Origin of the sequence: Sulfitobacter sp., from assembly GCF_036961165.1 — a bacterium.
Lineage (GTDB): Bacteria > Pseudomonadota > Alphaproteobacteria > Rhodobacterales > Rhodobacteraceae > Sulfitobacter.
In genome coordinates this window covers 1-14,619 of sequence record NZ_JBALVJ010000036.1, presented here as the reverse complement: position 1 = coordinate 14,619, position 14,619 = coordinate 1, and the positions used below count along the sequence as shown (strand labels likewise).

General features: G+C 58.0%; 11 protein-coding genes and 1 pseudogene. All 12 read left to right on the top strand.

From position 1 onward, the window contains the following. Positions 1–10 precede the first annotated feature (10 nt). Positions 11–1,213, top strand: a complete 1,203-nt coding sequence (gene hutI / locus V7730_RS14575; RefSeq protein ID WP_335748326.1) for an imidazolonepropionase — start codon at positions 11–13, stop codon at positions 1,211–1,213. Next, complete coding sequence (hutH, locus tag V7730_RS14570) at positions 1,210–2,736, top strand: histidine ammonia-lyase (protein WP_335748325.1); 1,527 nt, start codon at positions 1,210–1,212, stop codon at positions 2,734–2,736. Before hutI ends, hutH begins: the two co-directional genes overlap by 4 nt. A gap of 2 nt (positions 2,737–2,738) precedes the next feature. Beyond that, complete coding sequence (hutG, locus tag V7730_RS14565) at positions 2,739–3,521, top strand: N-formylglutamate deformylase (RefSeq protein WP_335748357.1); 783 nt, start codon at positions 2,739–2,741, stop codon at positions 3,519–3,521. Continuing rightward, positions 3,518–5,203: a urocanate hydratase gene (hutU, locus tag V7730_RS14560; RefSeq protein ID WP_335748324.1), complete on the top strand. Its 1,686-nt coding sequence runs from the start codon at positions 3,518–3,520 to the stop codon at positions 5,201–5,203. The genes hutG and hutU overlap by 4 nt, the downstream gene beginning before the upstream one ends. Positions 5,204–5,414: 211 nt before the next feature. Continuing rightward, the gene (locus tag V7730_RS14555; protein WP_335748323.1) at positions 5,415–5,816 is read left to right on the top strand and encodes a hypothetical protein; all 402 of its coding nucleotides are present in this window, start codon (positions 5,415–5,417) and stop codon (positions 5,814–5,816) included. 89 nt (positions 5,817–5,905) lie between these two features. Further along, positions 5,906–6,373, top strand: coding sequence for a TRAP transporter small permease subunit (locus tag V7730_RS14550; RefSeq protein ID WP_443070226.1), 468 nt, complete (start codon positions 5,906–5,908; stop codon positions 6,371–6,373). After that, entirely contained in the window at positions 6,370–7,920 is a 1,551-nt protein-coding gene (locus V7730_RS14545) for a TRAP transporter large permease (RefSeq protein ID WP_335748322.1), read from the top strand. The genes V7730_RS14550 and V7730_RS14545 overlap by 4 nt, the downstream gene beginning before the upstream one ends. Before the next feature lie 175 nt (positions 7,921–8,095). After that, on the top strand, positions 8,096–9,139 hold the full coding sequence (locus V7730_RS14540; protein WP_335748321.1) for an efflux RND transporter periplasmic adaptor subunit: 1,044 nt from the start codon (positions 8,096–8,098) through the stop codon (positions 9,137–9,139). A 4-nt stretch (positions 9,140–9,143) separates the two neighbouring features. Next, positions 9,144–12,218: an efflux RND transporter permease subunit gene (locus V7730_RS14535; protein ID WP_335748320.1), complete on the top strand. Its 3,075-nt coding sequence runs from the start codon at positions 9,144–9,146 to the stop codon at positions 12,216–12,218. Positions 12,219–12,462: 244 nt separating this feature from the next. Further along, a complete protein-coding gene (locus V7730_RS14530; RefSeq protein WP_335748319.1) occupies positions 12,463–13,311 on the top strand; it encodes a fumarylacetoacetate hydrolase family protein in 849 nt (282 codons plus the stop codon). Between the two features lie 466 nt (positions 13,312–13,777). Beyond that, positions 13,778–14,299 (top strand): DUF6789 family protein, encoded by a 522-nt coding sequence (locus V7730_RS14525; RefSeq protein ID WP_335748318.1) that lies wholly within the window; start codon positions 13,778–13,780, stop codon positions 14,297–14,299. Positions 14,300–14,411: 112 nt separating this feature from the next. Next, positions 14,412–14,606, top strand: a pseudogene (locus V7730_RS14520) (recombinase family protein); the annotation flags it as partial. Positions 14,607–14,619 lie beyond the last annotated feature (13 nt).

Below are 14,619 nucleotides of genomic sequence, written 5' to 3'. Positions count from 1 at the left end.
AGGATTCTTGATGCCCCCTTCGCAAGTTATGACCGGCCTGATAGCCGCAACGATGGACTCGGACGCCGAAGGGTACGGTCTAATCAATGATGCCGCGATTGTTGTGTCCGAGGGCATAATCGACTGGGTTGGAACCGCCACAGCGCTTCCCAAAAGATACGCCGGACTACAGCGTCAGGACCTTGAGGGACGGCTGGTCACCCCTGCCTTGATCGATTGCCACACGCATATCGTCCACAGCGGCAACCGCGCGCGCGAATTCGAGATGCGCCTGAATGGCGCGAGCTACGAAGAAGTGGCGCGCGCAGGCGGCGGGATCATCTCGACCGTCACGGCAACCCGATCGGCAACCGAGGAAGCGCTGCTAGCGAGCGCTCTGCCGCGCATCGATGCGCTGATCGCCCAAGGGGTCAGCGTGGTCGAGGTCAAATCTGGATATGGATTGGACGTTAAAACCGAGCTTAAGATGCTGCGTGTGGCACGCCAGCTTGAACAACAGCGGCCCGTTCGCGTCGTCACCAGCTTTTTGGGTGCCCATGCGGTTCCCGCAGGCATGGGCGCGAATGCCTACATCGATACCATCTGCTTACCCGCACTAGAGGCGGCCCACGCTGAAGGGCTGGTGGATGCAGTGGACGGGTTTTGCGAAGGCATCGCCTTTGACACAGCCCAAATTGCCCGCGTTTTTGACAAAGCGCGCGCGCTTGGCCTTCCGGTGAAGCTGCACGCCGAACAGCTTAGTCACATCGGCGGCACGGCTTTGGCGGCGCAGTATGGCGCGCTTTCTGCCGATCATGTGGAATATGCCACCCCCGCGGATGCCGCAGTTTTGGCAGCAGCCGGTACGGTTGCCGTGATGCTACCCGGCGCGTTCTACACCATCCATGAAACGCAGGCCCCGCCGCTTCAGGCCTTCCGCGATCACGGCGTGCCGATGGCTGTGGGCACCGACTGGAACCCCGGCTCCTCTCCCATGGGATCACTACTGCTGGCGATGAACATGGCCTGCACCTTATTCCGAATGACCCCCGCCGAGGCACTGGCTGGCACCACACGCAATGCGGCCCGCGCGCTGGGGCTGACAGATTGCGGTGTCATCGCAGAAGGCATGCGCGCCGATCTGGCAATCTGGAACATCAGCGATCCGGCAGAATTATCTTATGGCATCGGGATCAATCCCCTGCATGCCCGCTTATTTGGAGGCGTCGTATGACCGTTAAACTCTACCCCGGCGCGGCCACGCTAGCGGAACTTGAAACGCTGTGGCGCGGGAGCGATGCAGTGCAGCTTGATCCGGACGCACGTGGTGCGGTTGAGGCGTCTGCGGCAACCGTTGCACAGGCGGCAAGCGGCGACACACCCGTTTACGGCATCAACACCGGCTTCGGCAAACTTGCCTCTGTACGGATCGCGCCAGAGGATACAGAAACTCTGCAACGCAATCTGATCCTGTCCCATTGCTGCGGTGTGGGCGAAGCACTGGAGCCTACCACCACCCGCCTGATGATGGCGCTTAAGCTGCTGTCGCTGGGCCGTGGCGCTTCGGGCGTGCGCTGGGACATCTGCGCGCTGATCGAGGCGATGCTGACACGCGGCGTATTACCAGTGATCCCCGTGCAAGGGTCGGTCGGCGCTTCGGGCGATCTGGCACCTCTGGCGCATATGGCTGCGGTGATGATCGGTGAAGGTGAAGCGGTATTTCAGGATAGAACCATGGCAGGTGGTGCGGCCTTAGATGCGGCGGGGCTTCAACCCGTCGTGCTGGGCCCAAAAGAAGGACTGGCCCTGATCAACGGCACCCAGTTTTCGACCGCCCTCGCGCTGGCCGCCCTTTTCGATGGTTGGCCCGCTGCGCGTGCTGCAGTTGTTACATCGGCTATGTCCACGGACGCCATCATGGGCTCTACCGCTCCACTCAATCCTGCGATCCACAGCCTGCGCGGTCATCAAGGCCAGATCGAAGTGGCCGCCGCGATGTCGCGCCTGCTGGACGGAAGTGTCATCCGCGAAAGCCACCGCGAGGGCGACGCACGCGTTCAAGACCCCTATTGCATCCGTTGTCAGCCACAGGTGACGGGCGCTGCCATCGACCTACTGCGCTATGCTGGGCAGACGCTCCAGATCGAGGCGAATGCGGTCACCGACAACCCGTTGGTGATCCCCGAAACGGGCGAGATTCTGTCTGGCGGCAACTTCCACGCGGAACCGGTGGCCTTTGCCGCCGATCAGATCGCATTGGCGCTGGCTGAGATCGGAGCAATTGCCCAGCGCCGCGTGGCGCTAATGGTGGACCCGACGCTGTCCTTCGACCTACCGCCGTTTCTGACACCAGCACCGGGATTGAATTCTGGCCTCATGATCGCCGAAGTCACCACCGCCGCGTTGATGAGCGAGAACAAGCACCTCGCGAACCCCTGTTCGACCGATAGCACGCCGACCTCGGCCAATCAGGAGGACCACGTGAGTATGGCAGCGCATGGCGCACGCCGTCTGGGCCGGATGACGGCGAACCTTTCGGTCATCTTGGGCATCGAGGCGATGTGCGCCGCGCAAGGCATCGAACAACGCGCGCCGCTGGTCACATCAGCGCCTCTGCAATCTGCAATGGATTGCCTGCGCAAGGTCGTGCCGAGCTTGCAGCAAGACCGCTACCTTGCCCCCGACATCAGAGCCGCAGCCGATTGCATTTCCACTGACAGCCTCGCCACGGCCGCCAGTCTGGAGATGATGCTGTGAGCTTGATCGACGTCGCCCAAGGTGACAGCCCGCTGGTGTTGGGCTTGCCACACACTGGCACGCAGATCCCTGAAGATTGTCGCGCGCGATTGAACGAAACAGGCCGTGCCATCGCGGACACTGATTGGCACATCCACACCCTCTATGAGGGATTGGTACCGGACGTGACCACTGTACGCACGACCGTCCATCGCTATGTGATCGACGTCAATCGCGACCCGTCGGGCGCAAGCCTGTACCCCGGTCAGAACACCACCGGACTGTGCCCGTTGACCGATTTCGACGGGGTGCCTATCTACCACGATGACTTGGAACCCGACGACGCAGAGATCGAACGCAGACGCGCCACCTATCATGCACCTTACCACGCGGCCTTGTCGGCAGAGCTGGAACGGGTCAAGACGATCCACGGTTTTGCGCTGCTTTATGACTGCCACTCGATCCGGTCGCGTATCCCGTTTCTTTTCGAGGGCGTCTTGCCAGATTTCAACATCGGCACAAATTCGGGCGCAACCTGCGCGCCTGGCATTGAAGCTTCAATTGCAAGTATCTGCTCTAAATCAGATAATTACACCGCAATCTTAAACGCTATTTTTAAGGGCGGATGGACCACGCGGCACTATGGCAAACCTGCGCAAAGCGTCCATGAGATCCAGATGGAGTTGGCCCAATCCACCTACATGCAAGAGGCCCCGCCGTGGGCCTATGAAACCGTTCGCGCAGCGCGTCTGCGTGTGCACCTCAAAACCATTCTCGAAACCCTGTCTGACTGGAGGCCATCATGAGCGATCCCCGCAAGAATACCCGCGACATCTATCCGCCCACTGGGCCTGAGCTGAACGCCAAAAGCTGGCAAACCGAAGCGCCGCTGCGGATGCTGATGAACAACCTGCACCCTGATGTCGCCGAGAACCCGCATGAGCTGGTGGTATATGGCGGCATCGGGCGCGCCGCGCGGACGTGGGAGGATTTCGACTGCATCGTTGCCAGCCTGAAAGACCTTGAAGCAGACGAGACGCTGGTGGTCCAATCGGGCAAACCGATCGCGATTGTCAAAACCCACACAGACGCGCCCCGCGTTCTGATCGCCAACTCCAACCTTGTGCCGCACTGGGCTACTTGGGATCACTTCAACGAACTCGATAAGAAGGGTCTGGCGATGTACGGCCAGATGACCGCTGGATCGTGGATATACATTGGCACCCAAGGCATCGTTCAAGGCACGTTTGAAACATTCGCTGAGGCGGGCCGTCAGCACTATGGCGGAGATCTTACAGGTAAGTGGATTCTGACCGGCGGTTTAGGGGGCATGGGCGGCGCCCAGCCATTGGCGGCGGTCATGGCCGGCGCCTGCTGTCTGGCCGTGGAGTGCGACGAGACCCGCATAGATTTCCGCATCCGTACGCGATACCTCGACGCCAAAGCTCAAACGCTGGACGAGGCATTAGCGATGATCGCCGACTGGACAGCCAAGGGCGAGGCAAAGTCAGTAGGCTTGCTGGGCAACGCCGCAGATGTCTTTCCCGAACTTGTGAAGCGCATGAAGGCAGGCACAGTCCGCCCCGACATCGTCACCGACCAGACCAGCGCCCATGATCCTCTTCACGGCTACTTGCCCCAAGGGTGGAGCGTGGCAGACTGGCGCGCCAAGCAAGAGAGCGATCCCAAGGCAGTAGAGAAAGCCGCCCGCGCCAGCATGAAGGCACATGTCTCGGCGATGGTGGACTTTTGGAATGCAGGTGTGCCGACGCTGGATTACGGCAACAACATCCGGCAGGTCGCACTGGAGGAAGGGCTTGAGAACGCCTTTGCCTTCCCCGGTTTTGTGCCCGCCTATATCCGGCCGCTGTTCTGCCGTGGCATCGGGCCCTTCCGCTGGTGCGCATTGTCCGGCGATCCCGAGGACATCTACAAGACCGATCAGAAGATGAAGGAGTTGTTCCCCGACAACACCCACCTTCACAACTGGCTGGATATGGCGCGTGAGCGCATCGCCTTTCAGGGCCTGCCTGCGCGTATTTGCTGGATTGGATTGGGGGACCGCCATCGTGCGGGGCTCGCCTTTAACGAAATGGTCGCGAGCGGAGAGTTGAAGGCCCCCGTTGTGATCGGGCGTGATCACTTGGACTCTGGGTCGGTCGCCTCCCCCAACCGCGAGACCGAAGCGATGAAGGACGGCTCTGACGCCGTGTCTGATTGGCCGCTTCTGAACGCGCTAGTCAACACCGCAAGCGGGGCCACATGGGTCAGCATCCATCATGGCGGCGGTGTTGGCATGGGATTTTCACAGCACTCCGGCGTTGTCATCTGCGCCGACGGTACGCCAGAGGCGGCAAAACGGATCGAGCGTGTGTTGTGGAACGATCCGGCCAGCGGCGTCTGGCGGCACGCGGATGCAGGCTATGAAGACGCCGTCGCCTGTGCGCGGGAAAACGGCCTGCGCCTGCCGCGTATTCTGGGGAACTGAGCAATGCCCTGCACCTCTTGAACTAATGAAAGTCGGTGGCGCCGTTCAGCAAGAGTTCGGCGCCACAATAAACGAGCGGGAATAAAAACCACCCGCCCCTAAACCCAACAAGGAGAATTCAAATGGACAGACGGAAATTTCTAGCATCAGTCGGCATTGGTGCTGCAGCCACAACGCTTGCAGTCCCAGCCATTGCGCAGGACGTGCGTGAGTGGAAACTGGTATCGGCGTGGGCGAGCCTTCCTCGGCAGAGGAATGCGGCGTGAACGCGGAAGTGTTCGCGGAGCTGCCGGATGATCTGAAAGAGGTCGTCACGCAGGCCTGTCAGGGTCTCTATAACCCTGTCTGGACTGAATACATGACCAAACATGCACAGTCGCTACAAACACTGGTGTCCGAGCATAACGTTCAGGTGCGCAAGCTGCCCGACGATGTGATCGCAGCCATGGGTGTGGCCGCGCAAGAGATCATGCAGGAATATCTGGCTGATGACGATGAGCTAGTGGTGCGCATCACCAAAAGCTTCATCGCGTACCGTGATTTGGTGGGCGGTTACATGACCTACGCCGACAACGGCCAGATGAATGCCCGCGCGGGCGTGCTCAACTATTGATGCACTTGCGATGCGCGGCTGTTGTGCTGCGCATCGCACTTGAAGCCATGGGGGCGAATAGGCTTGTGATCGCTGATGCAATCGACCAGATGAACCGCGCTGTCGCCAGCGTTGTGCGATGGCTCGCCCTGATTATGGTGTTGGTGCAGTTCTGCATCGTCATCGGGCGCTACGTTTTCGGCTACAACTCCATCGCTGCGCAGGAAAGCGTGCTGTACATGCACGCCGCCCTTTTCATGCTGGGCGCGGGTTTTACCCTGCTGGTGGACAAGCACGTCCGCGTTGACGTGTTTTATGCGAAGGTCAGTGATGCCGCCCGCAGGCGTATTGATATTCTGGGCCACCTCTTCCTGCTGATCCCTTCAATGACGGCCCTGCTCTATTGGTCTTGGCCGTCGGTTCGCAATTCGTGGAAGATTCTTGAGGGGCCAATTTCTGTTGGCGGGATTGAGGCTGTCTTCCTGCTCAAATCCCTCATCCCTGCCTTTTGCATCCTGATCTTGTTGCAATCAGTATCGCTGCTGGTGCGCTTGTTTCATAAAGAAAGCACCACATGACCGAATATCTTGACCTGATCATGTTTGCAGCCCTGATGGCCGCAGTGCTGTCGGGCTTTCCCGTTTCCTTCAGCATCGCTGGTGTGGCCATTGCCTTTGCCTATCTGGGCTGGATGCTTGGGGTTATGGATGTCTCGCTGCTGGGTGCTTTGGGGCAACGTGCGTATGGGCTGATTGGCAATCAGGTGCTGATCGCCATTCCTGTGTTTGTGCTGATGGGCGCGATCCTGGAGAAAAGCAAAATCGCCGAAGAGCTTTTGGACACGATGGGTCGCTGCTTTGGGCAGCTGCGCGGGGGCTTAGGCATTTCTGTCGTGCTGGTTGGTGCCCTGCTGGCCGCCTCGACCGGCATTGTTGGTGCAACAGTGGTGGCAATGGGGATGATCGCCCTGCCCTCTATGCTGCGCGCGGGATACAACCCTGCCCTATCCGCAGGCATCGTCTGTACCGCCGGCACGTTGGGACAGATCATTCCCCCGTCTACCCTGCTGATCATTCTGGCGGACGTGATGTCCAATGCCTACCAGCAGGCGCAATACGAACAGGGCAAATTCGCCGTCGAGGCGTTGTCGGTCGGTCAGTTCTTTGCGGCTGCGATGATCCCGGGGCTGCTGCTCGTCTCGCTGTACCTTCTCTATATCCTGATCCGCGGCGTGCTGCGTCCTTCTGACATGCCACCCGCTGACATCGGCCTTGCACGTCCCGACCGGCACGAAATTATCGCCGCCATAGTTCCACCTGTCTTGCTGATTTTCGCGGTCCTCGGTGCAATTCTTGGCGGGGTCGCAACCCCGACCGAGGCGGCCTCTGTCGGGGCGATTGGCGCGCTATTGATGGCCGGGCGCCGAATAGGGATCAATCCAAAGCTGATCCTGACGGGTGCCGCCGCGCTGGTTCTTTTGGGCTTGCTTGCTGGGGCCTACCCTGTGCGGTTGCAACGAAATGACAACGGCGCGCTGGAATACGTGATCGGTGGCTTCTATGCGCTACTCGCGATGGTGGGGCTTGGGGCTGTCGTGCTAGCCCTACGCGCCGCCATTCGCACAAAAATCATCCATGACGCAGTGAGCTCAACGCTGACCATGACCGCGATGATCTTTGCCACCATCCTTGCCGCCGGTTTCTTCTCATTGGTGTTTATCGGGTTGGGCGGAGAAGAACGCGTGGCACATCTGCTTGAGAACCTGCCAGGTGGCGCCAATGGCGCGCTGCTGTTTGTGATGCTCTTTGTTTTCGTCCTCGGGTTCTTTCTGGATTTCGTGGAGATCTCAGTGATCGTGCTGCCGCTTGTGGCCCCTTCCCTGATCATCATGGGGCATGATCCAATCTGGTTGGGCGTGCTCTTGGCGATCAACTTGCAAACCAGTTTTCTCACGCCGCCTTTCGGCTTTTCGCTATTCTACCTGCGCGCCGCTGCGCCCAAGGAGATTACCACGGGCCACATCTACCGTGGCGTAGTACCTTTCATTGCACTGCAGGCGGTCGGCATCCTTCTGGTCTGGGCTTTACCTTCCCTCGCAACTTGGCTGCCGTCCGCCCTTTTCTAAGCGCGCGACAAGACATCGGCAGAGCACCGTTGATACGCTGGCCACAAGAGCGTGCATAGCTGCACAGATCACGTGATTGCCGGTGCAGAATAAAAGTGAACTAAACGGTTTGCTTTTTTCAGAAAGCGATATAGGTGACCATTACATATTCTTGTCTATGGCCGAGGAACGACACATGCGCAGTCATTGGTTTTTCACTGGGGTTTTAGCCCTCATTATCCCGTTTACAGCAATGGCTCAGGAAGAGGCGGTGCAGCCTGCCCCGAAGCCGGTCAAGCTGATGGAGCTGTCAAACCGGCCAGTTGTATTGCAACGACAGTTCTTTGGTCAGGTCGCAGCGCGTCAGACCGTAGATCTGGCCTTTCAGGTGGGTGGTCAATTGCTGGCACTGAGCGCCGAAGAAGGTGCCACCATGCCATCTGGCGCATTGATCGCGCAGCTTGATCTTGCGGGTTATCAACGCGCCGTTGCTCAGACTCAGTTGAATTATGACAAAGCGCAGCGTGATGCGAAGCGGCTTGAAAGCCTGCAGGGACAGGCTGTCTCGGCCGTTCAGGTGCGCGATGCGGAAACCACGCTGAGACTTGCGGAAATCGCGTTGGAGAGTGCGCAGGACAATTTGGGCCACGCGACACTACGCGCGCCATTTGACGCGCTGGTAGCACGCCGGTTGATCGCAAACTATCAGACCGTCACCGCAGGCACGCCCGTTGTACGCCTCCATGACATCTCCGAATTGCGGGTGGATATCGAGGTCCCCGAAGTCTTATTCCGTCAGGCCGGCGCGCGCGATCAGGTGGAGTTCTCTGCTGTCTTCCCCGGAGACGACAGGCGCTTTCCCCTGAACATGAGGGAGTTCGAGACCGAGACCTCCAGCGTTGGTCAATCTTACACGATCACGCTGGCCTTTGCCGACAACCCGGGTGCATTCGTTTTTCCGGGTGCGTCTGTGACGGTATATACCAGCGCCGAAGGCATAGCCCCCAACGGCACCGTCGTGCCCAAAACTGCGCTGATCTACGGCCCCGCTGGTGAGGCTTTTGTGATGGTGTATGAAGATGGAACCGTTCGACAGACATCGGTCGAGATCGAGATGCATGAGGACGGGCTGCTCTATCTGATTGAAGGCCTCTCTGACGGCACGCAGATCGTTTCGACCGGTGCATCACAGCTGCGTGACGGCCAGCCGGTGCGTCCGTTCACCCGTATCGGGGAGTAAGCCGATGTCCATCGCACGCGCCTCTATCGACAAAGCGCTGATCACCTGGATCCTCATGCTGGCCTGCCTGTTGGGCGGCATCTGGGGTTTTGCCACGATCGGCCGCCTTGAAGACCCGTCATTCACGATCAAGAACGCCATCATCATCACGCAATACCCCGGTGCCAGCGCCGAACAGGTGGCGCGCGAGGTATCGGAGCCGATCGAATCCGAGATCCAGAAGATGGGCGAGATCGACTTTATCACCTCGTCCAACAAGCCCGGCATCAGCCGCATTTCGGTGAACATCGAATCAACTTTTGACGGCACTGAACTGCCTGCCATCTGGACTAAACTGCGCAACCGCGTGACCGATGCCCAACGCAACCTGCCCCCTGAGGCAGGCACTCCGATCGTCAACGACAACTTCGGGGACGTGTTTGGCGTCTTCTATGCCGTCACCGCGCCGGGGTTCAGCGATGCCGAAGTGCACGGAATCTCGGAATACCTCCGGCGTGAACTGCTGGCCGTAGAAGGCGTGGCAGACGTTGCTGTTGCAGGCCTGCCATCCGAAGCGATCTATGTGGATGCCCGTACATCTATTATGAATAACCTCGGCATCGGCCCCGCCGCAATCGGCAGCGCGCTGGCCAACACGGATTCGCGCACAACCTCGGGCAGTGTCTCCCAGAACGGGCAAGACATCCGCATTCAGGCGCCGGAAGGCTCTGACACAGTGGACGAAATCGCCAATCTGACCATCGGTATCGGCGGCGACATAATCGACCTTCTGGACCTTGCCGACGTCAAACGCGACCGCGTGGAAGAACCCACCGAGATCGTCCGCTTTCAGGGCGAGGAAGCATTCACGCTGGGCATCGCGGGCAAAGCAGACTTGAACATTGTGGACGTTGGTCAGCGCGTTGACGCGCGTCTGGCAGAGATCATGCGCGACGTGCCAGCGGGCGTAGAGATGCACCCGATCTATCAACAGCACGTGGTTGTTGACGAAGCGTCCAACGCCTTCCTACTGAACCTCGCCATGTCGGTCGCCATCGTGTTTATCGTGCTCGCCCTATTCATGGGCTGGCGCGCGGCTGTGGTCGTGGGCGTCACGCTGTTGCTGACCGTCGTGGGCACCATCTTTATGATGGCTATTTTCGGCATCGAGATGGAGCGGATTTCGCTCGGGGCGTTGATCATTGCCATGGGGATGCTCGTAGACAACGCAATCGTGGTGGCAGAGGGCATGCAAGGCGACATGGCGCAGGGCAAAAACGCACGCGATGCGGCTGAAGATGTTGCGAAAAAAACGCAAACGCCACTTCTGGGGGCTACGGTCATTGGTATCATGGCCTTTGCGGGGATCGGTCTCAGCCCCGATGCGACAGGTGAATTCCTGTTTTCGTTGTTTGCCGTGATCGGCATTTCGCTGCTGTTGTCATGGATACTTGCCATCACCGCGACGCCATTGCTAGCACATTACTTCTTCAAGGTCGGGACAGGTGAAGGCGGAGACCACTACGGCGGCCCGCTGTTCCGCGCGTATCGCAAGGTGCTCTCGGCAGCGTTGAACCTGCGTTATCTCGTGATCCTCGGGTTAGTCGCGATTACTGTTCTTTGCTACATCGGCTTTGGTCAGGTGAAGCAGCAGTTCTTCCCCGATAGCAACACGCCGCTGTTCTATGTGCACTACAAGTTGCCCCAAGGGGCGAGCATCCACCGCGTATCCGAGGACATGGAGGCGCTGGAGGACTGGTTGGCAGAACGCGAAGAAGTCAAATCCGTTGCTACCTTTATCGGCGGCGGCGCGACACGCTTCATGCTTACCTACGCACCCGAAGAAGCCTTGCCCACTTACGGCCACCTGATCATCCGGACAGACACGCTTGAACAAATTCCGGACCTGCGGGCTGATCTAGAAACCTTTGGCCGGTCCACGCTGACATCTGGCGAATTCCGAACCGAGCGGTTGGCCTTTGGCCCCGGTGGCGGTGCACCTATTGCGGCGCGATTATCCGGCCCTGATCTGGTTGTGTTGCGGTCATTGGCAGAACAGGCCGAGAAAACGCTAAGGGGTGCCTCTGACCAGTTACAGGACCTGCGCACCGATTGGCGCGAGCGCGAGCTTGTCATCGTACCTCGTTTTGCGGACGAGCGGGCAAAGGCTGCCGGCGTTGGCCGCGATGATCTGGCCCAAGCTTTGCAGTTTGGTACGGACGGCCTGCAAGTTGGCTATTACCGTGAGGAAGATCGGCTGATCCCGATCATCATGCGTTCTGACAGTGCAGAAATCGAAGGCGGCGCGCACCTTGCTGATCTGCCAGTCTATTCAGAGGCTGCAGCCACCTACATTCCGGTTTCTCAGGTCATGGACGGGTTAGGATGGGAGGCGCAGAATACCTTCCTTGTGCGCCGTGATCGTGTGCCGACCATCACCCTTGAGGCCGATGTGCCCGCTGGTGTGAACGCCTCGGCTGTGTTTAACCAGATCCGAGGCGCGATTGAGGCGATTGATCTACCCGAAGGCTACACGCTGGAATGGGGTGGCGAATACGAAAGCTCGACCGAGGCTCAATCGTCTCTGGGCAAGCAGTTGCCATTGTCTCTTATCATCATGGTCCTGATCTCGGTTTTGCTGTTTGGCACAATCCGGCAACCATTGATCATCTGGCTGCTTGTCCCGATGAGCGTGAACGGTGTTGCTCTGGGCCTTCTCGCCACAGACCTGCCGTTCTCCTTCACCGCACTGCTTGGACTGCTTAGCCTGTCTGGCATGCTGATCAAGAACGGGATTGTCCTTGTGGAAGAGATCGACCTTGTGCGGGCCGATGGCGTACCATTCCGTGATGCCATTCTGGATGCGTCAACTTCGCGCTTGCGCCCTGTGATGCTAGCAGCAGCAACGACAATTCTTGGGATGATCCCGCTTCTGTCAGATGCGTTCTTTTCATCCATGGCCGTCACGATCATGGGCGGTTTGGGCTTTGCATCGATCCTGACACTGATTGCGGCTCCTGTGTTCTATTACAGCTTCTTCCCGACTGCGCGCAAAGAAGACGCCTTGGCGTCCAAAACCAAGGCAGCCGCCACAGCGTAATCAAACAATGGATCGGCCCTAATCCGGGCCGATCCTCCAGATCAGCTGGCACGATCAACAAACGCGCAGAAACTCCCCTCAAGACCAGTTATAGCTAAATCGCAGCTTCTTCACGGGCGCTGAAAAAATGCTAAAGTGCCGCGAAGGCTTGCGCTTTGGCGCAGCGCTTGGCACGCATTCATTGGCAGGCAATGCGCGTTGCGCACGCCGGATGGAACAAGAGACTTAGCAAGGAAATAAACACATGAAACTATCGCGTTACGGAGACCGCTATGGCGCCAAAACCCCCTGTATCATAGATACTGATGGTGTCGCGCGCGACGCGTCGTCCATTGTCGCCGATTTTGGCCCGCGCACCTTGTCACCGGACCTTATGGCGCAACTGTCCGCTACCGATCCCAAAAGCCTGCCCGTCGCTGACATCAAAGGCAAACGTCTGGCTCCACCAGTCGCACAGCCCTTCAACATCTGGTGCGTCGGGCTGAACTACTCGGACCACGCAAAAGAGGCAGGCCTGCCCGTCCCTGAAGAGCCAATCCTGTTCAACAAATCAACCGTCACCTACTGCGGGCCTGACGACAACATCCTCAAATCCCCCCAGATGACAAAGCTGGACTGGGAGGTCGAACTGGGCATTATCATCAGCAAACCCACCCTGAACATTTCCAAAGCCGAGGCAATGGATCACATCGCAGGCTTCGTGCTGGTCAATGATGTGTCCGAGCGTGCCTGGCAGATGGAGCGATCAGGCCAATGGGTGAAAGGTAAGAGCTTTCCAAACTTCTGCCCGACAGGCCCGTTCATGGCGACGAAGGACGAGTTCGCGGATATCCAGAACCTTGAAATGTGGCTTGATGTGAATGGGGAGCGGATGCAGGACGGCAATACAGCCACCATGATTTTCGATGTGGAAACCATCGTCAGCTACATGTCTGAATTCACCCGTCTGGAACCCGGTGACCTGATTTGCACCGGCACACCTCCGGGCGTGGGTGCTGGCAAGACCCCACAAGTCTGGCTGAACGAAGGCGACGAAGTACGCCTTGGCATCGACGGGTTGGGCGAACAGCGGCAAAAGGTTGTCGCCCTCTAGCCGTATCAAATGTTCATGACCGAGAAGTCGGCATAGCCTTTTTCTTCCCTAGTGACCTCCCAGTGCGTAGTGCACAAACCCACTGGGGAAGAATGGATGATCCTGCGATACTGGGCCCATCCACTTGGCGCGACTGTTTTTGCGTCTACGTTTCAGAGTAGCCACAGCCATTCGCAAATGTGTGCACTTTCCGCCAATTATCCAAAAGGATACCTGCGCTGCCCTTTCGGGATGGACGTCGCGCGTTGTAAAGCAGACCAAAACCGACGTTCTCCTAATCCTAAGAACGCTTGAAATGTATTTCAGCAAGGGCGGATAACGGAATGTCGCTTTAGCCTGAGCCAAGGTCTACTACCCGTAGCTGGTGACCTCCGCAAAGCAAAAATCTCCGGCTCGTCGCCACTAGGATGAGCGGCCCATCAAACAGCTCCAATTAGGTGACGAAACTTTTCCCTCCTCCCGCGCGTTGGATTGCAATCGCTGTGAGCACCGCTCTCGGAAACACATAATTTTTAACCGCTTCACTCTTGGAGCAGGAAGAACAGAAAATGACCAACTTGGCACAGGGAATGATCGCGGGCTCTATCGCCACGGCTGTACGGTTGTATTGACGATTATGATGCTTATCAAAGGCTTTTTGGGCCTTGTGACGGAGCTTGAACCGGTAGGCATGATCTCCGGAATGATCGGCGCTCCCGAGATCGTAGGTTGGATCGGTCATTTTGTTATTGGCACAATCGCATGGGGTGGTGGGTTCGCGATCCTGCACTCGTATATTCCTCCTAGCAACGCGATCATTAAAGGCATCGTCTTTGGTGTAGGAGCGTGGCTCATCATGATGGTTATTATGATGCCTCTGGCAGGTGCCGGCCTGTTCGGAATTAACCTTGGCATCGGCGCGTTGGCTGCAGCCTTGGCATCGATGCTGCATGTCGTATTCGGGGCAGTTCTCGGATTGGTCTATTCAAAGGAGATAACCGGCAAGTGATGCATTACACGTCTATTGAAACTTGATTTCACTTTAGTAGACAGAATTCTATAAAGGGTCAAATTTAAAGGATATGCATATGTCCACTGTAGGCTAACGCAGGGTAAGCACCGTCGACCAAAACTTTGATCGGCAAGATTTGAGGGCGGTTGATAAATCATTCGAAGAAGAACTGTCAGGCAAGAACTCTAAAGATCGCCCCGCGCTCATATCAATGTTGGATTGGGTGAGAGACCGAGACACTGTCGTTGTTCATAGCATTGACAGAGGTGGTCCCAGTAATTCGACCAGTTTGCAGCCAACTTAAGGTGTACCAAGGT

What these genes read in the sequence shown, in the direction of transcription:
- hutI (WP_335748326.1), top strand. Translation starts at nt 11, where the DNA reads ATGCCCCCTTCGCAAGTTATGACCGGCCTGATAGCCGCAACGATGGAC.
- hutH (WP_335748325.1), top strand. Translation starts at nt 1,210, where the DNA reads ATGACCGTTAAACTCTACCCCGGCGCGGCCACGCTAGCGGAACTTGAA.
- hutU (WP_335748324.1), top strand. Translation starts at nt 3,518, where the DNA reads ATGAGCGATCCCCGCAAGAATACCCGCGACATCTATCCGCCCACTGGG.
- V7730_RS14550 (WP_443070226.1), top strand. Translation starts at nt 5,906, where the DNA reads ATGAACCGCGCTGTCGCCAGCGTTGTGCGATGGCTCGCCCTGATTATG.
- V7730_RS14545 (WP_335748322.1), top strand. Translation starts at nt 6,370, where the DNA reads ATGACCGAATATCTTGACCTGATCATGTTTGCAGCCCTGATGGCCGCA.
- V7730_RS14540 (WP_335748321.1), top strand. Translation starts at nt 8,096, where the DNA reads ATGCGCAGTCATTGGTTTTTCACTGGGGTTTTAGCCCTCATTATCCCG.
- V7730_RS14535 (WP_335748320.1), top strand. Translation starts at nt 9,144, where the DNA reads ATGTCCATCGCACGCGCCTCTATCGACAAAGCGCTGATCACCTGGATC.
- V7730_RS14530 (WP_335748319.1), top strand. Translation starts at nt 12,463, where the DNA reads ATGAAACTATCGCGTTACGGAGACCGCTATGGCGCCAAAACCCCCTGT.